Here is a 22,766-nt window from a genome sequence, read left to right on the forward strand (position 1 = left end):
CGCTCAGGTCCCCGCGACCATGCGCGCGGCGTCGAGCGCGTCGGACAGGATATGTGCGAGACCCTCGGCCATCACCGGGGTCGCGACGCCGAGCAGCACGACGCCGGCGAGCAGCGTCGCCGGGATGCCGACCGCGAACAGGTTGAGCGCGGGCGCCGACCGACCGATCACGCCCATGATGATCTGGACCAGGATCAGCACGAAGCCCACGGGCAGGGCGATCGTCAGCCCCGCGGCGAACATCAGGCTGCCGAAGCGCAGGATGCCCCCGATCGTCTCATAGGAAGGAAAGGCGTTGCCCGGCGGCAGGGCGTTATAGCTGTCGACGATGATCGAGATCAGCACCAGATGGCCGTCGGCGGCGAGGAAGATCGCGGTCGCGAGCATCGACAGGAACTGCCCGATCGCCGAGCTCGAGGACCCGCTCAGCGGATCGATCATCGACGCGAAGCCGAGACCCATCGCGTTGCTGATCGCCTCACCCGCGATCAACGCCGCGGCGAGCCCCATCTGGAGCACGAATCCCATCGCAAGCCCGATCACGACCTCGCCGATGACCAGCAGGAACCCCGGGACCGACACGATCCCCTCGGGCGGCAGCGTCATCCCCGATGCGGCGACCGCGGGCACGCCGACCGCGAGCGCGATGACGAGACGGAGCTGGATGGGCACGTTGGTCGCGCCGAACACCGGCGCCGCCAGGAAGCAGGCGCCGGGGCGGATCATGCCGAGCATCCACAGCTGCAGCATCGCCTCCACATTCGGGATGTCGGCGGGGTTCATCGCCTGCTTATCGGACGAGCGTCGGGATCTGCGCGAAAATCTCGCGGGTGAAATCGGTGAGCAGCACCAGGATGCTGCCGCCGAAGATCGCAAGGCAGACTGCGGCGACGATCAGCTTGGGGACGAAGGTCAACGTCTGTTCGTTGATCGACGTTGCCGCTTGCACCATGCCAAGCAGCACCCCGATCACCAGGATCGGGATGAGCAACGGCGCGGTGGCGAGCGCGAGGATCCACAGCGACTGCTGCGCCACCCCGATGAAATAATCTGCTTCCATCTGTCGCTAGGTCCCGAATGAGGCGGCGAGCGAGCCCATCGTCAGCGCCCATCCGTCGACAAGGACGAAGAGCAACAGCTTGAAAGGCATGGATATGATTGTTGGCGACAGCATCATCATACCCAGCGACATCAAGGCCGAGGCGACGATCAGGTCGATGATCAGGAAGGGCAGGAAGATCAGGAAGCCGATCTGGAACGCGGTCTTGAGTTCGCTGGTGACAAAAGCGGGCAGCAGGATCGAGAAGGGCACGTCCTTCGGACTCGCATAGCTCGGTGCTTTGGCGATCTTGGCGAACATCATCAGGTCGGACTTGCGCGTCTGGGTCAGCATGAAGCCGTGCAGCGCGTCGCCCGACCGCGACACCGCGACCCCGATGTCGATCTGTTCCTGGCCATAGGGCTCGATCGCGACGCGGTTCACCTCGGTGATCACCGGCGCCATCACGAACAGCGACAGGAACAGGCTGAGGCCCACGAGCACCTGGTTCGGCGGCGTCTGTTGCAGCCCGAGCGCGTGGCGCAGGATCGACAGCACGATGATGATGCGGGTGAAGCTGGTCATCATGAGCAGCAGCGACGGCAGCACCGTCAGCAGGCTCATCAGGACGAGGATCTGGAGCGACAGCGACAGCGGACGGCCATCGCCGCCCAGTTCGTTCACCGCGCGGCTGAGGCCATTGGCCTCCTGCGCATAGGCCGCGGGCGCCGCGACGAGCAGCGCGAGGCCGCCGGCGATCGCCGCGGCGCGCAGCCAGTTCGTCCTAGTCGACATGGAAATCGCCCTGGCTGTTGTCGGCGAGGCGGGTGACCGCCCCGCGCGATACCGACAGCAGGATGCGCTGACCGGCGAATTCGACGACGGTCAGCTTGGTGCCGGGGCCGAGCGGCAGCACATCGATCATCTCGATCGCGCGCGTCCGTTTCGCGCCCTGCCCGGGCAGCTGGAGCGTGCCCATCTGGACCTTTTTCCAAAGCCACAGGCTGCCCCACGCCATGCCGCCGACGAGCGGCAGCAGGATCAGCAGGCGCAGGATATATTCGAACATCAGGCCCTCCGGTCGAAACCGGCGAGGCCGCGGTCGGGGGCGACCACTTCGGCGACCTGGATGCCGTAACGGCCATCGACGTTGACGATCTCGCCGCGCGCGATCAGCGTGCCATTGGCATAGATGTCGAGCAGTTCGTTCGCGGCGCGGTCGAGTTCGACGACGCTGCCTTCGGACAGGGCGAGCAGGTCGGCGAGCGTCATGCTCGTCGATCCGACCTCGACCGACACGCGCAGCGAGACCCCCGCGAGCAGGTCGAAATTGGGCGCCATCGCCATATCCTTGGCGTCGCGGCGATCGCGGCGACCGGCGCCTTCGCTCATGTCACTCATGATCCGATCCTTTTTCGATATGCTCGATCATTATGGCTGCATTCCCATTGGCTTCGCCGATGCTGCCGACCGCGAAACTGCGGCCAGCGACGGTTACCGGAACATTGCGCGGAATGGTTAACGGAATGATATCACCGACCTCCAAACCGAGCAGTTTGACCAAAGAAATTTCCGGACGGGCCAGAACCGAGCGCACCGGAAGGCGCACGGTCTTGAGCGCGCTGCCCAGCGTCGCCGCCCAGGCCGCATCGGCGGGGCTGGTTTCGCGCGCTTCGGGGGCGGGTTCGGCGCCCGCGATGCCGCGCAGCGCCGCGACCGGATAGGCGCAGGTGATGGTGCGGCCGTCGAGCTTTCCGCCGCGCAGCGTGAAGCGCTGGACGAGCAGTTCGTCGTCGGCGCGGACCGCGGCGAGCTTGGCGGGATCGCCGGTGACGCAGTCGAGTTCGGGCGCGATCGCCAGCTTGTCGCCCCAGGCGGCTGTCAGTTGCAGCCCCATGTCGCGGCCGAGCCGCGCCGCGAAGCGTTCCTCGGCGTCGGTCAGTTCTTCGCGTTCGGCGCCGAGCTGGCCCTTGCCGCCATAAAAGATATCGACGAGTTGGAGGATCAGCGGACGTCCGCCGGCGAGCAGGATCGGACCCTTCAGCGGCGGCGCGTGATAGCGCCAGAAGATCGCCGGCGCCGACGCCTTGGTCCAGTCGGCGAAGCGCACGACTTCGGCGGCCTCGCGCTCGACCTGCACCGTCGGGGCGCCGAGCGCGCGGACGAGGTCGCGCAGGCTGCGCGCGAACTGGTTCGCGACGCTGTCGAGCAGCGGAAAGGCATAGCCGCCCTCGGCCTTGCGCAGCAGCAGCGACGCCTTGGCGTCGTCCGCCGGGGCTTCGGGTGCGGGCTTCGCGGCCGGCGCTTTCGGCGCCTTGAAGGGATTGCTTTTCGTGGTCACTGGATCACCAGGCTCGTGAAATAGACATTGTCGATGCCGCCGAACCCTTCCTTGTCGCGCAGCACCTGATTGATCGCGCCGGTCAGCTGGCGCTGCAGCTGCTGCTTGCCGTGCGAAGTGGACAGCAGCGCCGGATCCTGCTCGGCAAGCACCATCAGCACCGCCGAACGGATCGGCACGTCCTGGCGCGCGACGTTGGCGACGACCTTGCCGTCGTAAAAGGTCGACAGGCTGATCCCGATCTGCAGGAAGCCCGACCCGTCGGCGAGGTTCGTCGTGAAGCTCTGGGCGATCGGCACATAGGTGATCTCATATTTGCGCGGGTCGACCTTGAACTTGTCGTTCGGGACCGAAACGGTACCGACCTTCGGCGCCGGGGCTTCGTCGCCTTCGCCCTTGGCGGCGGGTTCGGCCGAGGGATCGCGCACGACCAGCTTGGGATAATGATCCTCGGGCTTCGCGGCATGCGCCGCCATGCCGACACCGAAATACATGCCCACGCCCGCCCCCGCGCCGATCAGCACCGCGGCGCCGACGGTGATCATCAGCAGCTTCTTCATCTTGCCCTTCTTGGGTGCGGGGGCGTCGGTCTTGTCCTTGCTCATCACTTTGTTCCTCGTCAGGCGAAGCGGCTGCGGCGGTCGCCGCCGCGCTCTTGGTCACGGGTTTCGGGGGGCGCGTCGTGCGCGGTGGCGGTTTCGATCAGATGCGCCGCGTCCTGCGCCGGGCTGCGACCCTGGCCCTGTTGCGACTGGCGTCCGGCGTCGGTCGGCGTGTGGGTCACCTGCGTCTCGGCGACGCGCACGCCCTGCTGGCGGAGGTCGTCGACGAGGCGGACCTGCGCCGCGGTGACGATGGTCGCGGTCGCTTCATGCTGGGTGTCGAGCTTCAGCGACACGCCGTCGTCGCCCATCATCATCGACACGTCGAGCCGGCCGAGGTGGCGCGGCATCAGGCGGAAACTGACCTCGTTCGCCGCCGATTTGGTCGCGGCGATGTCCGACGCGAGCTGTTCGATCCAGGCATCGTCGCTGGTCAGGTCGAGCACGCGCTCGGCGATGACGGCGGGCTTGGCGGCTTCGGCGACCGCGCCGGCCTGCGTCGCGGGTTGGGCGAAGAGCACGGTCATCGACGGTTCGGCGGCGGGCCTTACGGCCTGCGGTTCGGCGGCGGAAGCGGCGACCGGGACCGGCGCGGCGTCGCGCGCCTTGGGCGCGGCCATCGGCAGCGTGGGCGTCTCGTCGCGGCGCGGCGCGACCGGGGCCGTTTCGACTGCGGGCTTGGCGGCGGCGCGGGTCTCGACCGCCGGTTGCGCCGGCAGCATCGTGGCGACCGGTGCGGCGTCGGTGACGGCTTCAGCCTCTTCGCCGGTTTCGCTTTCGCCCTTGGCTCCGGCGACCGGCTTGGCAATCGCCGGCTTGGGAGCGGCGGCGGTGAAGTGGGCGAGCGTCGCAAGCAATTCGTTCGCCGCGACCACCGCCTTGTCGGTGGCGGGGCGGGCGTCGGCGGTCGGTGCCGGGACCTCGCCGCTGGTTTCGTCGGCGTCGGCGAGCTCGGGTTCGGCGGCGATCGGGCGCGCGGGCTTGCCGGGAGCGGCGACGACGGGCGTGGGCTGGGCGCTCGGTGCATCGACCACCGCGAGCGGGGCCGGAGCCCCGGCGGCGGGGACGGCCGACAGGACCGGGGCGGTCACGACAGCCGCGCTCGGCGCCTGCTGCGCGACGAGTTGCTCGAATGCGCCGCCTTCGCCCGTGCCGACAGCCTGCGCCGGGGCGAGCGCCGCGAGCAGCGAGGGCAGTGCCGGGGTAGAGGTCTGCGGCAAGGTGGCCATCATGCGACGCCGCCGTCGATCAGGCGCAGCCGCATGCCGCCGCGTGCGCGGTGCGGGCGGTTGGCGTCGCTGCGGCGTTCCATTTCCTGCTCGGCCGACTTGCGGCCGCGTTCGTACAGGCGAACCGCCGATTCTTCCTTGACCATGGCGCGCTGCGCGAGCGCCCCCATCTGGTCGCGGCGGGCGCTGGCGCTCACCATCGGGGCGGCAAGATTTTCCTTCGCCATGTCGAGTCGCATGCCGAGTTCGCCGATCGTGTTGAGCGCGCGCCCGGCCACTGCGCCCTTCGCCATGGCGAGGTCGCTGCGCAGCGTTTCGAGCCGCTTCGACAGCTCGACCAGGTTCGCCAGTTCGTTGGTGGCCCGCGCCAGATTGGCTTCGGCCATCTGATGCTCGACGCCACGAACGCGGATGATCCGTTTGCGGCGCGCGGTGCGAGAGGTCATGCAATATATCCTTCAACGAGTGACTGGCGGGAGGTTTGAAAATCGACCTGGGCCTTGGCCGGCTGCGACACATAGGCGAGCTGGTCGGCGCGGCGGGCGATGGCTTCATCGAGCACCGGATCGCCGCCGGCGACATAGGCGCCCATCAGCATCAGGTCGCGGTTCTCTTCATACGCCGACCACAGCTGGCGGAAGCGTGCAGCGGCGGCGCTGTGCTCGGCATCGACCGAGTCGACCATCGTCCGCGACAGCGAGCGGGCGACGTCGATCGCGGGATAGACGCCCTGTTCGGCCATGGTGCGCGACAGGATGATATGGCCGTCGACGATGGCGCGGGCGCTGTCGACGACAGGGTCGTCGATGTCGCCGCCGTCGGCGAGCACGGTGTAGAGCGCGGTGACCGACCCGCCGGTTTCCTTGTCGATGCCGGCGCGTTCGCACAAAGAGGGGATCAGCGCGAAGACCGAGGGCGGATAGCCCTTCATCGTCGGCGGTTCGCCCAGCGTCAGGCCGATCTCGCGCTGCGCATGCGCGACGCGGGTCAGGCTGTCGATCAGCAGCAGCACCTTCTTGCCCTCGTCGCGAAACGCCTCGGCGATCGCGGTGGCGCGCATCGCGGCGCGCAGGCGGAGCAGCGGCGGATGGTCGGCGGGAACCGCGACGACGACCGATTTCTTGCGGACCTCGGGGGGCAGCTTGGTTTCGACGAAGTCGCTGACTTCGCGGCTGCGCTCGCCGATCAGGCCGACGACGATGACGTCGCATTCGGTGCCGGCGATCATCTGGCCCATCAGCACCGATTTGCCGACGCCCGAACCCGCGATGATCGCGACGCGCTGGCCTTCGCCGACGGTGAGCAGCCCGTTGATCGCGCGCACGCCCATGTTGAGGGCCTTGGTCACGCGGCCGCGGCGCAGCGGATTGACCTTGCGCCCGGCGAGCGGCCACAGGAATTGCGACTTGACCGGCGGGCGGCCGTCGAGCGGATTGCCCTGCGCGTCCATGATGCGGCCGAGCAAAGCCTTGCCGACGGGGACCATCGACGAGGCGCCATGCGGTTCGACCGGCGCGCCGGTGACCAGCGGCTTGTTCATGTCGAAGGGGAGGACGAGGCTGCGGTGGCCGCGAAAGCCGACCACTTCGCCATAGACATAGTCGTTGTCCGCCGACTTGATGCGGACGTTGCTGCCCAAAGGCTGCGGGAAACCGGACACCTCGAGCATGATGCCTTCGTGCGCGACAAGCGTGCCGATGCGGCGCGGGCTCGCCTTGCCGAGGTCGACGGGGGCGAGCAATTGCTGCGCGGTCATGGCCATGCGGCGGGTCATGCGGCACCGCTTTCGCCGCCGAGCGCGGCGCGGAGTTCATTCAGATAGACGGCGCGGCCATGCTCGATCCAGCCGCCCGAAGTTTCGATGCGGACGGTACCGCGGACCATCGCCGCGTCGGCGGAGATCGGCAGCGTAAGCGCGCAGTCCATCAGCAGCGCGGCGTCCTGGGGGTGCACCCAAAGGGTGCGCGCCTTGTCGCATTCGGCGACCAGCGCGGCGGCGGTTTCGGCTTGTTCCTTCAGCCACTCGGCATCGATCGGCGCGTCGGCGACGATCTGGCGGACCAGCCGCTCGACGGTCTCCGCGATCATCTGCGCCAGTTCCTCGCTGGGTTCGTCCTGCAGCGCCTGGGCGCCCGCGACCAGCGCGAGCAATTGTTCGCGTTCGACCGCGAAGCCCGCCTCGGCAAGGCGCTGACCTTCGGCGAGGCCCGTGGCGAAGGGATCTTCGCCCGGCTCAACCTCGACCGGTTCTGCGGCAGCCACGGCTTCGCGGGCACGCGCGGCCGGGTCGAACGACAGCGGACGAAAGCCGGTGTCGCGCGCCATGATCTGCGCGAGCGGGGTGGGGGCGAAGCTCTGGTCAGACATAATCGTCGCCCGCACCCGCGATCATGATTTCGCCCGATGCCGCCATCTGGCGCACGATCTGCATGATGCTCTTTTGTGCGTCGTCGACGTCGCTGCGCTTGACCATCGTCATCTCGGCCATTTCGTCGCGGATCGTTTCCGACGCGCGCTGCGACATCGTCGACAGGCACAGGTCGACCATATCGTCGTCGGCGCCCTTGAGCGCGATCGACAGCTGCGCCGCGTCGACGCCGCGCAGGATCGTGCCGAGGCTCTTGAGATCGAGGTCGCGCAGGTTTTCGAAGATGAACATTTCCTCCTCGATCGTCTGGGCAAGCTGGCGGTCGGCCTTTTTCAGATTGCGGATCGTCCGCTCGCTGGCCGATTTCGACATTTTCTTCATGATCCGGGCGACGTCGCTCGGGCCACCGATCGGCTGCTTGGCGACGCGCTGGCCGCCGACATTGGCGGAGGCGAGCACCGATTCCAGATCCTCGATCGCCGCCGCGGGGACCGAGGTCAGCTGCGCGGCGCGCAGCACCAGGTCGGCCTGCAGCCCTTCGTCGAGCGTTTCGATCGCACGCGCGGCGATGTCGGGGACAAGCACCGACAGGATCAGCGCGCCGACCTGCGGATGTTCGCTGGCGAGCAGCCCGCTGATCGCGTCCATGTCCATCCAGCGCAGCATTTCGAGCGACGCGGCGCTCGACTGCGGCGCGACGGCGGCGAGGATATTGTCGGCGCGGACGTTGCCGACGGCCTGGTTGATGACGGTACGGATGCGCGTGTCTGCGCCGACGCTGAACGCGCTGACGTCGCGGCTGCGCATCACGAAGCGGTCGAGCGCATGCTCGATCTGTCCTTCATTGGCGTTGGCGGCGTCGAACATGCCCTTGGCAAGCTGGCGCACTTCATCGGGATCGAGGTGCTTCAGGATCGTCGCGGCGTCGCTCTCGTCGAGCAGCATCAGCAGGATCGCGGCGGCGGCCGAACCCTCGACGGCGGGCTTGGCGGGTGCGGTTCCGATCGCGGTGTCGAGTTCAGGCACGGGCGCCCTCCTGCATCAGCTGGCGCACGACGATCGCGGCACGGGCCGAATCCTGGCGGACGAATTCGCGGACGAGGTTGGCGCGCGCTTCATAGCTCGGCGCCGCCTCGATCATTTCGAGGGTGATTTCGCGGCCGGCGCGCGGGGCGCCCAGCGCGGACTGGTTGGCGGCGCTCGCCATCAGCGATTCCTCCAGCGCGGCATCGCGTTCGGCGCGCGCCGCCGCCCTGGCCTTCGCCGAGCGGATCAGCGGGCGGCCGATGAAGAAGAAGGCGAGGATCGCGGCGAGTACCGCGCCGACCTGCTTGACCAGCGGCATGAACCAGCCCTGTTCGTAAAAGGCCGGGCTGGCGTCTTCGATCTTGGCGAACGGACGCTGGCCGATCGCGACCTGATCGCCGCGCGTCGCATCGAATCCGATCGCACCCTTGACCAGGTTGTCGATCTTGGCGAGGTCGCCCTGGCTCAGCGCCTTGCTACCTTGGTTGAGCGCGACCGCGACCGACACGCGGCGAAGCTGGCCCTGCGGGCGATGCGTCACCGAAATCTCGCGGCCGACTTCATAGGCCCGCTGGGCGTTTTCGTTGCTCTGGGTTTCGGTCGTCGCTGGGGCGGCGCCCGTCGGCGTCTGATTGAGCGTCGAGGCCGGCGGCGGCTGGTTCGACAAGGCGCCGGGGATGCCGACGGCGGGGGCATTGCCCTGGCCGCTGACCGAACGGATGACCTGCTCGCTGCGCAGCGCGCGGTCGTTTTCGGGAAAGCTTTCGCGTGTCGCCTGGCTTTCGGACATGTCGACGTCGGCATGGACTTCGACGCTGTAATTGCCGGCGCCGAGCATCGGTCCGAGCAGGCTGTCGAGGGCGCGGCGGAAACGGTCTTCCATCTGGGTCTGGAGCTGGAACGCCTGCATGTCGCTCGACGTCGCCGAGTCCGACAGCAGCGCGCCGCGCTGATCGATCACCGACACCTGTTCGGCGTTCATGCCGGGGACCGACGAGGCGACGAGGAAGCGGATCGCCTGGACCTGGCCGTCGCTGAGCGTGCGGCCGTTCTGCAGCGTCAGCATCACCGACGCGGTCGCGGGCTTGTCCTCGCGGACGAACAGGCTGGGTTCGGCGGCGGCGATATGGACGCGCGCCCCCTTGACCGCGTCGATCGCCTCGATCGTGCGGGCGAGGTCGGCTTCGCGGGCGCCGCGCAGCGTTTCGCCTTCGATCGCGCGGCTCGCGCCCATCGGCAGCGCGCCGATCATCTCGCTGCCGTCGGCCGAGGCCTTGGGCAGGCCTTGACCGGCGAGCGCGATGCGCGCGGCGTGGAGTTTGTCGGCGTCGACGGTGAGCGCGCCGGTGGCCGGGTCGATCGTGTGGCCGATGCCCTGCGCGGTGAGCGCGTCGGCGACCGCGGACTTGTCGGCGTCGGCCAGGCCGGCGAACAATTGGGTCTGCGGCGCCGCGGCGGTCGCGAAATAGGCGAGCGCGGCGATCCCGATCGCGGCGGTGGTGGCGATCGCGGGCAGCGCGCGCTGGACGGCGGGCTGGCGAATGAACTGCTGCACGGGGGCCAGGCGGCCGCCCATGACGGGGACGGGCAGGCGGTTCGCGCTGCCGTCGTCGACGGGGGTGAGGATCTGGGCTTCGGCCATCGGATCAGACCGGCATGTTCATGATGTCGCGGTACGCGGAGAGCAGCTTGTTGCGCACCTGCAACGTCGTCTCGAAGCCGAGCGAGGCTTTCTGCCGCTCGATCATCACGCTGACGATGTCGTGGGTGTCGCCGCGCTCATAGGCTTCGCTGAGCTCGCTCGCCTTCGCCTGCTGGCCGTTGACCTGCTGCAGCGCGGCGGTGATCGCCGATCCGAAATCGGGCGCGGCCTCGGCGCCGTCGACGCCGCCGGCCGCACCGCGGCCCGCAGCGCGTTGCAGCGCCTGGTTCTGATTGAGGATCGAACTGCGCATCTGCAGCAGCCGGCTCTGGTCAATCGTGCTCATAATCTCATCCGTCCTCGAGGCGGCATCGCGCCGCACGCCAAGAACAATGCAAAGCGCGTGCCAAAAATTTTTATCTCAGGAAAACATAGGATTAATGCGGGGGTGGCGCGCGAATTAACCCTGTCCGGCGTTTTTTTGACGCGCCTCGCTTAAGCCCCGCCGCGTCCCGCCGTTACTGCAATCGTGAAGCTCACCGAGCCTTACACCACGGGAATGGCCCTTGGGGGGCCGGAAAGGGAACATATGACTGTTATCAACACCAACGTGAGCGCGCTTCGCGCCCAGAACAACTCGCGCGTTGCGGGTCGCATGCAGTCGGAGGCGATGGAACGCCTGTCGAGCGGCAAGCGCATCAACAGCGCCAAGGACGACGCCGCCGGCCTCGCCATCGCCACCCGCATGGACGCCAACGTCCGCGGCCTGAACCAGGCGATCCGCAACTCGAACGACGGCATCTCGGCCTCGCAGACGGCTGAAGGCGCGATGGGCGGCATTTCGAACATGCTCGTCCGTATGCGTGAACTGGCCGTCCAGGCTTCGACCGGCACGCTGGGCGACGACGACCGTGAAGCGATCCAGACCGAAGTCACGGCGCTGATCGCGCAGATCGACGACGTTGCTACGCGCACCACCTTCAACGGCACCGCGCTGCTCGACGGCACCGCCGACCTCGACATCCAGACCGGTCTGAACGACGGCGAAGTCGTGAACATCACCATCGCCGACATGCAGTCGGCCGGTCTCGGCGTCGACGGCCTCGACTTCTCGACCGCCGCCGGTGCGTCGGGTGCGCTCGCCACGCTCGACACCGCGATCCAGACGGTCGCCACCGAACGCGCCAACCTGGGTGCCCAGCAGAACCGCCTCGAAGCCACTGTCGACAATTTGACGTCGACCGTCGTGAATCTGGCGGACTCGAAGTCGCGCATCGAAGACACCGACTTCTCGGCGGAATCGACGAAGCTCGCGGCGGCCGGCATCCTGGCCCAGGCATCGACCGCGATGCTCGCCCAGGCGAACCAGAGCCAGCAGGGCGTCATGAACCTGCTGCGCTAAGACACAGAGTAACCGAGACTCAGGCTATATTTGGTTGGTCCCTTAATTAGCCTGATCGAACGCCCCGGCCCCCCACGGCCGGGGCGTTCACTGTTTTGAGCGCTTCGCTCGCGAAGCGCTTGCCCCCGCCGCGCAAATGATCCAACGGGTCCCCGATCATATTGGGGAGCCAGAAATGAGCCATCAGCAAGCCGCCGCCGCGACCGTCTCGGATCGCGCGCTCGACATCGGCGCCCGCGTCGAAACCTTCGTCCGCACCGTCGTCGCCCCCTATGAAAGCGACCCGCGCCGCGACCATCATGGCGCCCCGACCGACGACCTCGTAGACGAACTCAAGGCGAAAGCGCGCGCCGCCGGTGTGCTCACCCCGCATATCCTTGCCGACGGCGACCATCTGACCCAGGTCGAGACGGCTTATGTGCTCCAGAAATCGGGCCTGTCGCCGCTCGGCCCGCTCGCGTGCAACACCGCCGCCCCCGACGAGGGCAATATGTATCTGCTCGGCAAGGTCGGCAGCCCCGAGCTCAAGGCGCGCTTCCTAGACCAACTCGTGCAGGGCCAGGCCCGCTCGGCCTTCTTCATGACCGAACCCGCCGAAGAGGGCGGCGCGGGCTCCGACCCCTCGATGATGAAGACGACCTGCCGCATGGACGGCAACCACTGGGTGATCAACGGCCGCAAATGCTTCATCACCGGCGCCGATGGCGCCAAGGTCGGCATCGTCATGGCTAAGGCCGAGGATGTCGCCGCGGGCGGCGGCGCCTGCATGTTCCTCGTCGATCTGCCCGACCCCGCGATCCGCATCGAGCATGTGCCGAACACGATCGACAGCTCGATGCCCGGCGGTCACGCGACCGTCGTCATCGACAACCTGCGCGTCCCCGCCGACCAGATGCTCGGCGAGGCGGGCGAGGGGTTCAAATATGCCCAGATCCGCCTGTCCCCCGCGCGCCTGTCGCATTGCATGCGCTGGCACGGCGCCTGCCAGCGCGCGCACGAGATCGCGAGCGACTACGCCAATCGCCGCACCGCCTTCGGCAAGCCGCTGATCGACCATGAAGGCGTCGGCTTCATGCTCGCCGAGAATCTGATCGACCTCAAGCAGGCCGAACTGATGATCCGCTGGTGCGCCGAAGTGCTCGACACTGGCGACCTCGGCACCGCCGAAAGCTCGATGGCGAAGGTCGCGGTGTCGGAGGCGCTGATGCGCATCGCCGACCGCTGCGTCCAGGTCATGGGCGGCACCGGGGTGACCGACAAGACGATCGTCGAACAGGTGTTCCGCGAAGTCCGCGCCTTCCGCATTTATGACGGCCCCACCGAAGTCCACAAATGGAGCCTCGCCAAGAAGATCAAGCGCGACTGGAAAAACGCGCAGGCTTAAGGCGCGATCCGCCCTTCGTCGCGCCCCGGCATCGGGGCGACGGCGTGGAGGATCGGCACCGACAGCGCCAGCCAGCCGCCGCCGGCCAGCACGGCGGCGGGCAGCGTCCACAGGTCGGCGATCATCCCGAAGACCCACGCCCCGAGCGCCAGCGCGCCGAAGGTCACCGCCTGATAGATCGACAGGCAGCGCCCGAGGATCGCGTCGGGCGAGCGCAATTGCATCGCGACGTTGAGCGAGGTCAAAGTGCCGACCCACGCCATGCCGGCAATGAAGGCTGCGGCGAGCACCGCGCCGACCTGATCGGTCAGCGCGACCGGGATCAGCGCCGCCGCAAAGGCCAGCGTTGCGACACTGACGACGATCTCGCTGCCCCAGCGCCGCCGCGCCGCACCGACCCATAGGGCGCAGATGATCGACCCCAGCCCGAAGGCGCCGAGGCAGAGGCCGTAGTCGAGTTCGCCGCCCCTGAGCTGGTCGCGGACGAGCGAGGGGAGCAGCGCCTGAAAGGCCGCCGCGCCGAAGCCGAACGAAAAGCCGCGCATCAGCACACGGCGCACCGGGTCGGACTGCGCGCAGAAGCGCAGTCCTGTCGCGATCGCGGCGAGCATCGGGCTGCGCTTCGGCGGCTCGGTTTCGGGCTTCCAGCGCAGCAGCACGACGATCAGCGCCAGATAGCTTAGCGTGTTGAGCGCGAAAGCCGGAGCCGGCCCGGTGAGCGAAATGAGCAGCCCGCCGAGCGCCGGGCCGACGCTGCGCGCGAGGTTGAAGGCGATGCTGTTGAGCGCGATCGCCTGCGGCAGATGCGCGTGCCCGACCTGCTGGCGCACCGAGGCCTGCCAAGCGGGCGAATTGACCGCGGTGCCGCAGCCGACCGCAAGGGTGAAGAAGAGCAGCGACAGCGGTCCGATTGTGCCGAACCATGTGACCGCGGCAAGCGCCGCCGAGGCGGCGAGCATCCCCGCCTGCGCCCACAGCATCACCCGACGCCGGTCGTAATTGTCTGCGATCGCCCCTGCGAACACCCCGATCAGCAGGATCGGGATCGTCGCCCCCGCGTTGACCAGCGCGATCAGTAGGTGCGACTGGGTCAGCTCGGTCATCAGCCAGGCCGCACCGACCGACTGGATCATCGACCCCATGTTCGACGCGAGATTGGCGATCCAGATCGCGCGGAAAGCGGGGAATTGAAAGGGGGCGAGCGGCGAGACGGGGGCGGGGCGAGGCTCGCTCCCGTCGGCCATCTTAATTGCGGCCCCCGACCAGCCCGCGCGCGATCACTTGCGCCTGGATCTCCGCCGCGCCCTCGAAAATGTTGAGGATGCGCGCGTCGCACAAGACGCGGCTAATCTCATATTCCATCGCATAGCCGTTGCCGCCGTGAATCTGCAGGCTCGCATCGGCGTTCGACCAGGCCGCGCGCGCGCCGAGCAGCTTGGCCATGCCCGCTTCGATGTCGCAGCGCTTGCCGCCGTCTTTGGCGCGCGCGGCGGCATAGGAGAGTTCGCGCGCGGTGACGAAGTCGACGAGGCTCATCGCCAGCTTGTCCGACACGCGCGGGAAATGGAGAATCGCCTTGCCGAACTGCTTGCGCGTCGTCGCATAGTCGAGCCCGAGTTCGAGCGCGCGGCGCGCGACGCCCACCGCACGCGCGGCGGTCTGGATGCGCGCGCCTTCGAAGGTGCGCATCAATTGTTTGAACCCCTGACCTTCCTCGCCGCCGAGCAGCGCGTCGGCGGGCGCGCGCATCGCGTCGAATTGCAGCGCATATTCGCGCATCCCGCGATAGCCGAGCACCTCGATCTCGCTGCCGCTCATGCCGGCGGCGGGGAAGGGCGTCTCTTCGCTGCCGCGCGGCTTGGGAACGAGCAGCATCGACAGCCCGGCATAGCCTTTGGCATCGGGCAGGGTACGCGCGAGCAGCGTCATCATGTCCGACCGCGCGGCATGGGTGATCCAGTTCTTCGCCCCGTCGATCGCCCAGTCGCCGTCCGCATCGCGGCGTGCGCGCGTCTGCAACGATCCCAGGTCCGATCCGACATCGGGTTCGGTGAACACCGCGGTCGGCAAGACCTCGCCGCTCGCGATGCGCGGCAGCCAGTCGGCCTTTTGCGCATCGGTGCCGCCGAGCACGATCAGTTCGCCCGCGATCTCCGATCGTGTGCCGAGCGACCCGGTGCCGATCCAGCCGCGCGACAATTCCTCGGTGACGATGCACATCACCAGCTTGCCGAGTCCCAGCCCGCCAAATTCCTCGGGAATGCAGACGCCGAAGGTGCCGAGGTCGGCCATTGCCTGCACCGTCCCATCGGGAATTAGTGCGTTGGCAAGGTGCCAGCCATGCGCGTGCGGGACGATCTCGCTGTCGGTGAAACGCCGATATTGCTCGCGGATCGCGTCGAGGTCGGCGTCGTGAAGCGTCTCGCTCGGCCATTGGCCGCCGGCGAGCGCCGCCGCCACTTCGGCGCGCGTTGCTGCATGGTCGGCGTCGAGCAGAGGGGCGCACGCGGCGGCGAGCCTGGCGGCCGCGGCGGTCAGGCCAAGGTCGGCGGGACGAAATATCTCATTCTGTCCCATCGGCAGTCCGCCGACGAGCTGGCCGATGCCTTCGGCGAAGGCGAGGGCCGCGATTTTCGCATCGAGGGGGTTGGCACCGCCGCCGGCTTCGAGCCAGCCGAGCGTCGCCTCGAGCGCCGCCACCGTCGTCGCGACCCATGCGAACCCGTGCGCCGCGCGCTGTTCGCTGTCGATAGCCGTGTCTTGCAACCGTGCGGCGAGCGCCGCCTGCGCGGCGCCGCGATAGTCCTGTGCGGCGCTGAGCGCCTGCCCGTAATTGCTCATTCCATCATCCCATTCGTCGCGGCGGCGATGCACCGAACGAGGGCGCTCTGCAACCCTCAGTTAGTATACTATCTTCCAAATGCGACGCCGCCCCGCCTTGGCTCGCGATACCGGCCAAAGCGCGACCTGCTCCGCCGCGAAATAATCGCCTTCTCCCACTGGCGCGCGCGGGGCCGACTGGTTACATGGGCCGCCACCAATCGACTCGCGCGTGCCGCCCCGCCAACGGGAGCAGGCGCCGCCAAAAGCAGAAAGTGGCTCCCATGGAAATCATCACCGGCCTGACCTTCGACGACGTGCTGCTGGTGCCGGGTCCCTCCGAAATCCTGCCCTCCGACGCGGTGCTGTCGACCCAGCTGACCAGCGAGATCAGCCTCAACATCCCGATCCTGTCCTCGGCGATGGATACGGTGACCGAGGCCGATATGGCCATTCTCATGGCGCAGATCGGCGGCATCGGCGTCCTCCACCGCAATCTGACGATCGAGGAACAGGCGGCGGCGGTGCGCCAGGTGAAGCGCTTCGAAAGCGGCATGATCGTCAACCCGATCACTATCACCCCCGACGCGCCGCTCTCCTATGCGACCGCGCTGATGGATCAGCACAAGATTTCGGGCATCCCGGTGGTCGAGACCGGCGGGCGGCTTGTCGGTATCCTCACCCACCGCGACGTGCGCTTCGCCGACAATCCCGGCCAGCCGGTGCGCGAACTGATGACCGCCGACAATCTCGCCACCGTGCGTCCCGGGGTCGGGCAGGACGAGGCGCGCAAGCTGCTCCACCAGCGCCGCATCGAAAAATTGCTCGTCGTCGATGACGACTATCGCTGCATCGGGCTGATCACCGTCAAGGATATGGAAAAGGCGGTCAACTTCCCCGACGCGACCAAGGACGGCACCGGCCGGCTGCGCGTCGCGGCCGCGACCAACACCGGCGATAGCGGCATCGAACGCGCCGAGGCGCTGCTCGAGGCCGAATGCGACCTGATCGTCGTCGACACCGCGCACGGCCACAGCAGGATGGTCGCGCAGACCGTCGAGAAGATCAAGAAACTGTCGAATCGCGTCCAGATCCTCGCAGGCAATGTCGCGACCGGCGACGCGACCAGGGCGCTGATCGACGCGGGCGCCGACGGGGTGAAGGTCGGCATCGGCCCCGGCTCGATCTGCACCACCCGCGTCGTCGCCGGCGTCGGCGTGCCGCAGCTCACCGCGATTCTCGACAGCGTCGAAGCGGCGTCGAAATTGGGCGTCCCCGTCATTGCCGACGGCGGCCTGCGTACCTCGGGCGACATCGCCAAGGCGCTCGCGGCGGGCGCGTCGAGTGTCATGGTCGGCTCGCTGCTCGCGGGCACCGCCGAGGCGCCCGGCGAAACCTTCCTGTTCCAGGGCCGGACCTACAAAAGCTATCGCGGCATGGGCAGCGTCGGCGCGATGGCGCGTGGCTCGGCCGACCGCTATTTCCAGCAGGACATCAAGGACCAGATGAAGCTCGTCCCCGAGGGGATCGAGGGCCAGGTGCCGTTCAAGGGTCCCGCGAAGGACGTGATCCACCAACTCGTCGGTGGCGTGAAGGCGGCGATGGGCTATACCGGCAGCCGCACCCTCAAGGATTTGCGCGAACGGGCGAAGTTCGTGCGCATCACCAACGCCGGCCTGCGCGAAAGCCATGTCCACGACGTCGCGATCACCCGCGAAGCACCGAATTATCCGGTCGGGTAAATTTGCCCGTCCGTCATTGCGAACGTAGCGAAGCAATCCAGAGCGGCCTTGTGCAACGCTGGATCGCTTCGTCGCTTCGCTCCTCGCAATGACGGGGAGGAAAGGTTGAACCCATGACCCCCGCTGCACGCGTCCACACCGCGATCGAAATCCTCGACGCCATCGCCGCCGCCGCGCGCGACGGCGGCCCGCCCGCCGACGCGATCTTCGCCGAGGCGATGCGCGCGCGCCGCTACGCGGGGTCGAAGGACCGCCGCGCGATCCGCAACCATGTTTATGACGCGATCCGCGGCGTGCGGTCGGCGCCCGTATCGGGCCGCGCCGCGATGCTCGCGCTCGCCGATGCCGACGCCGAACTCGCCGCGCTGTTCGACGGCGCCGCATACGGCCCCGCCGTCATCACCGCCGACGAACCGCGCGCCGAAACCGGGCTCGCCACGCCCGCGCTGCTCAAGCTGTTCGACCCGCTCGTCGGCAAGGCCGAGCGTGCGGCGATGCTCGCCCGCGCCCCGCTCGACCTGCGCGCCAACCGGCTGCGCTCGAGCCGCGACGAACTGGCACGGATCTTCCCCGACGGCGAAGCGATCGCCGGCCTCGCCGACGGCTGGCGCCTGCCCGGCGAAACCGCCGCGGTCCAGCATTCGGCCTATGCCGAGGGGCAGTTCGAGGTGCAGGACGCCGCGAGCCAGCTGGCGGCGGTCGCGCTCGCCGCCGAAGCGGGGCACGTCATCGTCGACCTGTGCGCCGGCGCGGGCGGCAAGACCCTCGCCATCGCCTCGGCGATCAATGACGAGGCCGCGATTCTCGCCTGCGACACCAACCGCGCGCGGCTCCAGCAACTGCCGCCGCGCGCCAACCGCGCCGGCGCGACGCGCATCGAAACGCTGCTGCTCAATCCGGGGCAGGAACGCGCGATGCTCGCCGATCGCATGGGCAAGGCCGACCGCGTCATCGTCGACGCCCCCTGTTCGGGCAGCGGCACCTGGCGTCGCAGTCCCGAACTGCGTTGGCGCTCCACCCCCGCACGGCTCGACCGCCATGTCGCCGAGCAGGCGAAGCTATTGGCACTCGGTGCCGATCTGGTGGCGCCGGGCGGCAAACTCCTCTATGCGGTGTGCTCGATCATCGCACGCGAGGGGCGCGCCCAGGTGGACGACTTTTTGACCCGCCATCCCGGCTGGACGGCCGACACGGACTATCTCCCGACGGGCGTCGGGCGCGCCGCGGGCGGCGGTTTCCTGCTGACTCCGGCGCATGACGGTTGCGACGGATTTTTCCTCGCCCGATTGACGGCTCCGTGATAGCCTCGCCTTCAATGAAGCGATGGGAGAATGCGATGCGCATCAGTTTCCTGGCCCTCGGCGCGGGTCTTGTCCTTGCCAGCCTGCCGACGGCGTCCGACGCGCAGCGGGCCGACAACGACATCCTGCCGGTCTCGATCGGACTGCAGGAACAGGGTGTGAAGGCGCAGCATTCGGGCGATCTCGTCGCCGCCACCGATTTTTATGAATCGGCGCTCGCCGCCGATCCGCGCAACCGCAGCGCGATCATCGCACTGGCGCAGGTCGCGCGCGCGCAGGGTCTGCCGGGCAAGGCGATCGGCCTCTATCGCGAGGCTTTGCTGCTCGAACCCACCGACATCGTCGCGCTGACCGGGCAGGGCGAAGCGCTCGCCGACAAGGGCGCGCTCGAACTCGCGCGCGAAAAGCTCGCCGAGGCGAAGCGCCTCTGCGCCGAAAAATGCCCGCAGGTCGCCGCGCTCGAAAAGACGATCGGTGCGAGCGCGGAGAAGCGCGTGGTCGCGGCCGAAGCGCTGATCCCCAAGACGGTGGTCACGACCAGCCAGAATTGATCTAGCGGCTGAGCACCCGCGCCAGTTCGACCCACTCCGCGACGCTCACCGTCTCGGCGCGCCGCGTTGCTTCGATCCCGCACACCTCGAGCGCCTCGATCGCGCCCGGCATGCCCTTGAGGCTCTGGCGCAGCATCTTGCGCCGCTGACCGAACCCCTGCGCGGTCAACTGCGACAACAGCTTCGGCTTGACCCCTTCGGGCTGCTCGGCCGGCACGACATGGACGATCGCCGACATCACTTTTGGCGGCGGGGTGAAGGCCGAGCGGTGGACCTTCATCGCGATGCGCGGGGTCGAGCGCCACTGCGCCAGCACCGCAAGCCGGCCGTAAGCCGAGGTATCGACCTTGGCGACGATGCGTTCGGCGACCTCCTGCTGGAACATCAGCGTCAGCGACAGCCACCGGGGCGGCCAGGCCGCGGGCTCCAGCCAGCGCGTGAACAAGGCGGTGCCGACATTATAAGGCAGGTTGGCGACGATATGATACGGCCCGCCGGCGAGCGCATCGGCGTCGATCGCCATCGCATCGTCGGCGATCACCGTCAGCGCGCCGCCGAACGCCTCGCTGAGTTCGCCGAGCAGCGGCAGGCAGCGGTCGTCGCGCTCGACCGCGATCACCTGCGCGCCCGCACGCAGCAGCGCGCGCGTCAGTCCGCCCGGACCCGGCCCGACCTCGAACACGCGCGCGCCCTCCAGATCGCCCGGCAGCGCCGCGATCCGGTCGAGCAACTGTTCGTCGAACAGGAAATTCTGCCCCAGCGCCTTGCTCGCCTGGAGCCCGTGCGCGCGCACCGTCTCGCGCAGCGGCGGCAGGCTGGGGAGCGGCCGCGTTGTCACGCCGCGGGGGCGCAATTGCGCTCGCGCATCGCCGTCAGTTCGGCCGCCATGCGGATCGCCGCGATCGTCGGGCCCGGATCGGCGCTGCCGGTGCCCGCGATGTTGAACGCCGTGCCATGGTCGGCCGACGTGCGGACGATCGGCAGCCCGAGCGTCAGATTGACGCCGTCATCGAAATGCAGCGCCTTGAACGGCGCCAGCGCCTGGTCGTGATAGCAGCAGAGCAACGCATCGTAGCGCGTGCGGACGTGCGGCGCGAACAGGCTGTCGGCGGCGAGCGGTCCCTCGATCGCGATCCCGTCGGCCAGCAATTGCTCGACCGCGGGACGGATGATCCGCAGTTCCTCGTCGCCCATCTCGCCGCTTTCGCCGGCGTGCGGGTTGAGTCCGGCGACCGCGATCACCGGTCGCTCGATCCCGAAATCGCGCTTCAGCGACCGCGCGACGATCCGGCCCTTGGCGACGATCAACTCGCTGGTCAGCCGCTCGGGCACTTCGGCCAGCGGGACATGCACGGTCAGCGGCACGACGCGCAAGCGCGGCCCCGCCAGCATCATCACCGCATTGGTCGCGGTGACGCCGCAGCGCTCGGCGATGAATTCGGTCTGCCCGGGATGCGTATAACCGATGCCATAGAGTTGCGACTTCGACACCGGCCCGGTGACGAGCGCGCCGGTCGCCTGGCCGCGGGTCAGCCCGATCCCGGTTTCGAGCGCGTGCAGGGCACAGGTCGCGCCTGCCTTGCTCGGCGATCCCGGCACCACCGGACCGCTGTCCTCGAGGTGCCAGACGGGCAGGGCGTCGTCGAACAGCCGTTCGGCTTCGGCGATATCGCCGACGCGTTCGACCGGGCCGTCCCACACCGCGGCGATCGACGCGATATCGCCGATCGCCACGAAGGGCGGCAGGTCATGATCCTTGCGAACCGCCCAGGCGCGGGCGGCGACTTCGGGCCCGACGCCGGCCGGGTCACCGAGGGTGACCGCGATCGGACGCGGGTTTGCGGAATCGGACATCAGCTGAAGTCGATCACCGCGTCCCGGCGCATGTCGCGCAGATAGCGCTGGGCGCGCTTGTTGACCTTTTCCTCAAGCAGCCGGCCCTCGATTTCCTCGAGGTTGGGCGCGGTCGCCGTGTTCGGCAATTCGCGGCCGCACAGCACGAGGACGCTGACGCCCTCGTTCGCGGCGCCAAAGGGCTGGGTCGTCTGGCCGACCTGCAGGTCGATCAGCGTCGCCTGCAGCGGGGCGGGCAACTGGCGCATCGCGATGCCGTCGCGTGCGACGACCTGCGCGCCCAGGCTCTGGGCCACGGCGTCGGCGCCGCCGCAACCGGCGATCCCGCGCGTCGCTTCGGCGAACTGTCCGGCGAGCTCGGCGCCCCTGGCAGGGGTCGTACCCGCCGGGAAGTCGAGCGAAATCTGCTTGAGGCTGAGCACCGCGTCACGCGGATCGGCGGTCAGCACCTGACGCCGGTCGACCATCAGCATGATCGACACGCCGCCCGGAACCTCGATCGGCCCGACCAGCTGGCCCGGCTGCATCTGGCGTGCCGCGTCGGCCATCGAGTCGGGCAATTGCCCGCCCTTGACCCAGCCGAGGTCGCCGCCGACGACCGCGGTCGACGCTTCGGAAAACTGGCGCGCATAAGCGGCGAAGCTGCCGCCCGATTGCAGCGCCTGGACGATCTTCTGGGCGTTTTCGGCGACCGACTGGATCGTTTCGGGGGTCGCGGTCAGATAGATTTCGGCCAGGTGGAACTCGTCCTGCCCCTTGGCATCGGTCATCCGCTTGACGACGGCCTCGACCTCTTCGGTCGACACATTGGTCGTCGACTGGATGTTGCGCGCGAGCAGGCGGTCCCAGGCATATTCGCCGCGGATCTGCTGCTTCACCGCCGCCGCCGACGAACCCTTCGACGCCAGATAGTCGGTGAACTGCTGGGGGGTCTGCTTGTAGCGCGCGGCAAGCCGGGCGAACTGTTCGTTGATCAGATTTTCGTCGATATCGATCTTCGCCGCTCTCGCTTCCTGAATCTGCAACTTCTCGTCGATCAGGTTGCTGAACACCTGCTGGCGCAGGCGCTGTTCTTCTTCGGGCGGCAGCTCGATATTGTTGTTCGCGACGCGGATCAGCCCCATGCGCTGCTCGATGTCGGTCGCGGTGATGATCTCGCCGTTCACCGTCGCCGACGGGCGATAGACATTGCCCTTGGCGTCGCCGAAAATCTGGACATTGCCGGGGATGCTCAGGCTGGTGGTCGGCACGTCGCTGTCGGGGACGGTCTGCGCCAGCACCGGCGAAACGCACAGCGACACGACAGCGGTCAGGCCGATCAAGGTCGAAATTTTGGTCATTTTTACCCTATGAAAGAGGTTCCGGTTCGCTCCGTATCAGCCGAAACGCCCGATGGTCCAGCGCAAAGCGCGCGCAAGCGCATCATAACTGGGGTCGGACTAGCCGCCAAACGCTGAACGCAAGC

The 22,766-nt window shown here is 68.1% G+C and carries 24 protein-coding genes; 5 read left to right on the forward strand and 19 right to left on the reverse strand.

Translation table 11 applies throughout. The features are described 5' to 3' along the window. Positions 1-3: 3 nt before the first annotated feature. From fliR to fliE, 14 genes are read right to left on the reverse strand one after another with little or no spacing between them, the layout of a single operon-like run. Positions 4-783 carry a flagellar biosynthetic protein FliR gene (fliR, locus tag ASD67_RS16115; RefSeq protein WP_056349453.1) on the reverse strand — a complete coding sequence of 260 codons (780 nt, stop codon included), beginning with the start codon at positions 781-783 and terminating at the stop codon, positions 4-6. 7 nt (positions 784-790) lie between these two features. After that, positions 791-1,060 (reverse strand): flagellar biosynthetic protein FliQ, encoded by a 270-nt coding sequence (locus tag ASD67_RS16120; protein WP_056349455.1) that lies wholly within the window; start codon positions 1,058-1,060, stop codon positions 791-793. Between the two features lie 6 nt (positions 1,061-1,066). Continuing rightward, positions 1,067-1,834 (reverse strand): flagellar type III secretion system pore protein FliP, encoded by a 768-nt coding sequence (gene fliP, locus ASD67_RS16125; RefSeq protein ID WP_056349458.1) that lies wholly within the window; start codon positions 1,832-1,834, stop codon positions 1,067-1,069. Continuing rightward, positions 1,824-2,108 (reverse strand): flagellar biosynthetic protein FliO, encoded by a 285-nt coding sequence (locus ASD67_RS16130; protein WP_056349463.1) that lies wholly within the window; start codon positions 2,106-2,108, stop codon positions 1,824-1,826. The genes fliP and ASD67_RS16130 overlap by 11 nt, the downstream gene beginning before the upstream one ends. Beyond that, positions 2,108-2,440: a flagellar motor switch protein FliN gene (fliN, locus tag ASD67_RS16135; RefSeq protein WP_056349467.1), complete on the reverse strand. Its 333-nt coding sequence runs from the start codon at positions 2,438-2,440 to the stop codon at positions 2,108-2,110. The genes ASD67_RS16130 and fliN overlap by 1 nt, the downstream gene beginning before the upstream one ends. Then, the gene (locus tag ASD67_RS16140) at positions 2,433-3,380 is read right to left on the reverse strand and encodes a FliM/FliN family flagellar motor switch protein (protein ID WP_056349469.1); all 948 of its coding nucleotides are present in this window, start codon (positions 3,378-3,380) and stop codon (positions 2,433-2,435) included. The genes fliN and ASD67_RS16140 overlap by 8 nt, the downstream gene beginning before the upstream one ends. Next, entirely contained in the window at positions 3,377-3,985 is a 609-nt protein-coding gene (locus ASD67_RS16145) for a flagellar basal body-associated FliL family protein (protein WP_056349472.1), read from the reverse strand. The genes ASD67_RS16140 and ASD67_RS16145 overlap by 4 nt, the downstream gene beginning before the upstream one ends. 14 nt (positions 3,986-3,999) lie before the next feature. Next, positions 4,000-5,211: a flagellar hook-length control protein FliK gene (locus ASD67_RS16150; protein WP_162248599.1), complete on the reverse strand. Its 1,212-nt coding sequence runs from the start codon at positions 5,209-5,211 to the stop codon at positions 4,000-4,002. Beyond that, positions 5,211-5,657: a hypothetical protein gene (locus tag ASD67_RS16155; protein ID WP_056349480.1), complete on the reverse strand. Its 447-nt coding sequence runs from the start codon at positions 5,655-5,657 to the stop codon at positions 5,211-5,213. The genes ASD67_RS16150 and ASD67_RS16155 overlap by 1 nt, the downstream gene beginning before the upstream one ends. Continuing rightward, positions 5,654-6,985 carry a FliI/YscN family ATPase gene (locus ASD67_RS16160; RefSeq protein WP_056349485.1) on the reverse strand — a complete coding sequence of 444 codons (1,332 nt, stop codon included), beginning with the start codon at positions 6,983-6,985 and terminating at the stop codon, positions 5,654-5,656. Before ASD67_RS16160 ends, ASD67_RS16155 begins: the two co-directional genes overlap by 4 nt. Next, the gene (locus ASD67_RS16165) at positions 6,982-7,578 is read right to left on the reverse strand and encodes a FliH/SctL family protein (protein ID WP_056349487.1); all 597 of its coding nucleotides are present in this window, start codon (positions 7,576-7,578) and stop codon (positions 6,982-6,984) included. Before ASD67_RS16165 ends, ASD67_RS16160 begins: the two co-directional genes overlap by 4 nt. Beyond that, the gene (locus tag ASD67_RS16170; RefSeq protein ID WP_056349492.1) at positions 7,571-8,605 is read right to left on the reverse strand and encodes a flagellar motor switch protein FliG; all 1,035 of its coding nucleotides are present in this window, start codon (positions 8,603-8,605) and stop codon (positions 7,571-7,573) included. Before ASD67_RS16170 ends, ASD67_RS16165 begins: the two co-directional genes overlap by 8 nt. Then, positions 8,598-10,247 carry a flagellar basal-body MS-ring/collar protein FliF gene (fliF, locus tag ASD67_RS16175; RefSeq protein WP_056349495.1) on the reverse strand — a complete coding sequence of 550 codons (1,650 nt, stop codon included), beginning with the start codon at positions 10,245-10,247 and terminating at the stop codon, positions 8,598-8,600. The genes ASD67_RS16170 and fliF overlap by 8 nt, the downstream gene beginning before the upstream one ends. A 4-nt stretch (positions 10,248-10,251) precedes the next feature. Further along, the gene (gene fliE / locus ASD67_RS16180; RefSeq protein WP_056349498.1) at positions 10,252-10,593 is read right to left on the reverse strand and encodes a flagellar hook-basal body complex protein FliE; all 342 of its coding nucleotides are present in this window, start codon (positions 10,591-10,593) and stop codon (positions 10,252-10,254) included. A 243-nt stretch (positions 10,594-10,836) separates the two neighbouring features. Here fliE and ASD67_RS16185 point away from each other — a divergent pair, with 243 nt between their 5' ends. Further along, positions 10,837-11,649 carry a flagellin N-terminal helical domain-containing protein gene (locus ASD67_RS16185; RefSeq protein ID WP_056349501.1) on the forward strand — a complete coding sequence of 271 codons (813 nt, stop codon included), beginning with the start codon at positions 10,837-10,839 and terminating at the stop codon, positions 11,647-11,649. A gap of 175 nt (positions 11,650-11,824) precedes the next feature. Beyond that, a complete protein-coding gene (locus tag ASD67_RS16190) occupies positions 11,825-13,033 on the forward strand; it encodes an acyl-CoA dehydrogenase family protein (protein WP_056349503.1) in 1,209 nt (402 codons plus the stop codon). On the opposite strand, the gene ASD67_RS16195 is transcribed toward ASD67_RS16190, so the two are convergent. Further along, a complete protein-coding gene (locus ASD67_RS16195) occupies positions 13,030-14,277 on the reverse strand; it encodes an MFS transporter (protein WP_056349506.1) in 1,248 nt (415 codons plus the stop codon). The genes ASD67_RS16190 and ASD67_RS16195 overlap by 4 nt on opposite strands. A 1-nt stretch (position 14,278) precedes the next feature. Further along, positions 14,279-15,874 (reverse strand): acyl-CoA dehydrogenase family protein, encoded by a 1,596-nt coding sequence (locus ASD67_RS16200; protein ID WP_056349508.1) that lies wholly within the window; start codon positions 15,872-15,874, stop codon positions 14,279-14,281. Between the two features lie 263 nt (positions 15,875-16,137). On the opposite strand from ASD67_RS16200, the gene guaB reads away from it, so the two are divergent. The 3 genes from guaB (at position 16,138) to ASD67_RS16215 (ending at position 19,447) form a co-directional block, all read left to right on the forward strand. Then, a complete protein-coding gene (guaB, locus tag ASD67_RS16205) occupies positions 16,138-17,595 on the forward strand; it encodes an IMP dehydrogenase (RefSeq protein ID WP_056349511.1) in 1,458 nt (485 codons plus the stop codon). A gap of 113 nt (positions 17,596-17,708) precedes the next feature. Beyond that, positions 17,709-18,896, forward strand: coding sequence for an RsmB/NOP family class I SAM-dependent RNA methyltransferase (locus ASD67_RS16210; protein ID WP_056349514.1), 1,188 nt, complete (start codon positions 17,709-17,711; stop codon positions 18,894-18,896). Positions 18,897-18,931: 35 nt separating this feature from the next. Next, positions 18,932-19,447, forward strand: a complete 516-nt coding sequence (locus ASD67_RS16215; RefSeq protein ID WP_056349518.1) for a tetratricopeptide repeat protein — start codon at positions 18,932-18,934, stop codon at positions 19,445-19,447. Between the two features lies 1 nt (position 19,448). On the opposite strand, the gene rsmA is transcribed toward ASD67_RS16215, so the two are convergent. The 3 genes from rsmA to ASD67_RS16230 are packed head-to-tail and all read right to left on the reverse strand — an operon-like array spanning position 19,449 to position 22,641. Then, positions 19,449-20,285, reverse strand: coding sequence for a 16S rRNA (adenine(1518)-N(6)/adenine(1519)-N(6))-dimethyltransferase RsmA (gene rsmA, locus ASD67_RS16220; RefSeq protein ID WP_235535704.1), 837 nt, complete (start codon positions 20,283-20,285; stop codon positions 19,449-19,451). Then, positions 20,282-21,301: a 4-hydroxythreonine-4-phosphate dehydrogenase PdxA gene (pdxA, locus tag ASD67_RS16225; protein WP_056349521.1), complete on the reverse strand. Its 1,020-nt coding sequence runs from the start codon at positions 21,299-21,301 to the stop codon at positions 20,282-20,284. The genes rsmA and pdxA overlap by 4 nt, the downstream gene beginning before the upstream one ends. Next, positions 21,301-22,641, reverse strand: a complete 1,341-nt coding sequence (locus tag ASD67_RS16230; protein ID WP_056349524.1) for a peptidylprolyl isomerase — start codon at positions 22,639-22,641, stop codon at positions 21,301-21,303. Before ASD67_RS16230 ends, pdxA begins: the two co-directional genes overlap by 1 nt. Positions 22,642-22,766: the final 125 nt, after the last annotated feature.

It is taken from the genome of Sphingopyxis sp. Root1497 (assembly GCF_001427085.1).
In the GTDB taxonomy this organism is placed as follows: domain Bacteria; phylum Pseudomonadota; class Alphaproteobacteria; order Sphingomonadales; family Sphingomonadaceae; genus Sphingopyxis.

Bases quoted from the DNA above. Each gene is read 5' to 3' on its own strand.
- fliR (WP_056349453.1), bottom strand. From the start codon at position 783: ATGAACCCCGCCGACATCCCGAATGTGGAGGCGATGCTGCAGCTGTGG.
- ASD67_RS16120 (WP_056349455.1), bottom strand. From the start codon at position 1,060: ATGGAAGCAGATTATTTCATCGGGGTGGCGCAGCAGTCGCTGTGGATC.
- fliP (WP_056349458.1), bottom strand. From the start codon at position 1,834: ATGTCGACTAGGACGAACTGGCTGCGCGCCGCGGCGATCGCCGGCGGC.
- ASD67_RS16130 (WP_056349463.1), bottom strand. From the start codon at position 2,108: ATGTTCGAATATATCCTGCGCCTGCTGATCCTGCTGCCGCTCGTCGGC.
- fliN (WP_056349467.1), bottom strand. From the start codon at position 2,440: ATGAGTGACATGAGCGAAGGCGCCGGTCGCCGCGATCGCCGCGACGCC.
- ASD67_RS16145 (WP_056349472.1), bottom strand. From the start codon at position 3,985: ATGAGCAAGGACAAGACCGACGCCCCCGCACCCAAGAAGGGCAAGATG.
- ASD67_RS16150 (WP_162248599.1), bottom strand. From the start codon at position 5,211: ATGGCCACCTTGCCGCAGACCTCTACCCCGGCACTGCCCTCGCTGCTC.
- ASD67_RS16155 (WP_056349480.1), bottom strand. From the start codon at position 5,657: ATGACCTCTCGCACCGCGCGCCGCAAACGGATCATCCGCGTTCGTGGC.
- ASD67_RS16160 (WP_056349485.1), bottom strand. From the start codon at position 6,985: ATGACCCGCCGCATGGCCATGACCGCGCAGCAATTGCTCGCCCCCGTC.
- ASD67_RS16165 (WP_056349487.1), bottom strand. From the start codon at position 7,578: ATGTCTGACCAGAGCTTCGCCCCCACCCCGCTCGCGCAGATCATGGCG.
- fliF (WP_056349495.1), bottom strand. From the start codon at position 10,247: ATGGCCGAAGCCCAGATCCTCACCCCCGTCGACGACGGCAGCGCGAAC.
- fliE (WP_056349498.1), bottom strand. From the start codon at position 10,593: ATGAGCACGATTGACCAGAGCCGGCTGCTGCAGATGCGCAGTTCGATC.
- ASD67_RS16185 (WP_056349501.1), top strand. From the start codon at position 10,837: ATGACTGTTATCAACACCAACGTGAGCGCGCTTCGCGCCCAGAACAAC.
- ASD67_RS16190 (WP_056349503.1), top strand. From the start codon at position 11,825: ATGAGCCATCAGCAAGCCGCCGCCGCGACCGTCTCGGATCGCGCGCTC.
- ASD67_RS16195 (WP_056349506.1), bottom strand. From the start codon at position 14,277: ATGGCCGACGGGAGCGAGCCTCGCCCCGCCCCCGTCTCGCCGCTCGCC.
- ASD67_RS16200 (WP_056349508.1), bottom strand. From the start codon at position 15,874: ATGAGCAATTACGGGCAGGCGCTCAGCGCCGCACAGGACTATCGCGGC.
- guaB (WP_056349511.1), top strand. From the start codon at position 16,138: ATGGAAATCATCACCGGCCTGACCTTCGACGACGTGCTGCTGGTGCCG.
- ASD67_RS16210 (WP_056349514.1), top strand. From the start codon at position 17,709: ATGACCCCCGCTGCACGCGTCCACACCGCGATCGAAATCCTCGACGCC.
- ASD67_RS16215 (WP_056349518.1), top strand. From the start codon at position 18,932: ATGCGCATCAGTTTCCTGGCCCTCGGCGCGGGTCTTGTCCTTGCCAGC.
- pdxA (WP_056349521.1), bottom strand. From the start codon at position 21,301: ATGTCCGATTCCGCAAACCCGCGTCCGATCGCGGTCACCCTCGGTGAC.
- ASD67_RS16230 (WP_056349524.1), bottom strand. From the start codon at position 22,641: ATGACCAAAATTTCGACCTTGATCGGCCTGACCGCTGTCGTGTCGCTG.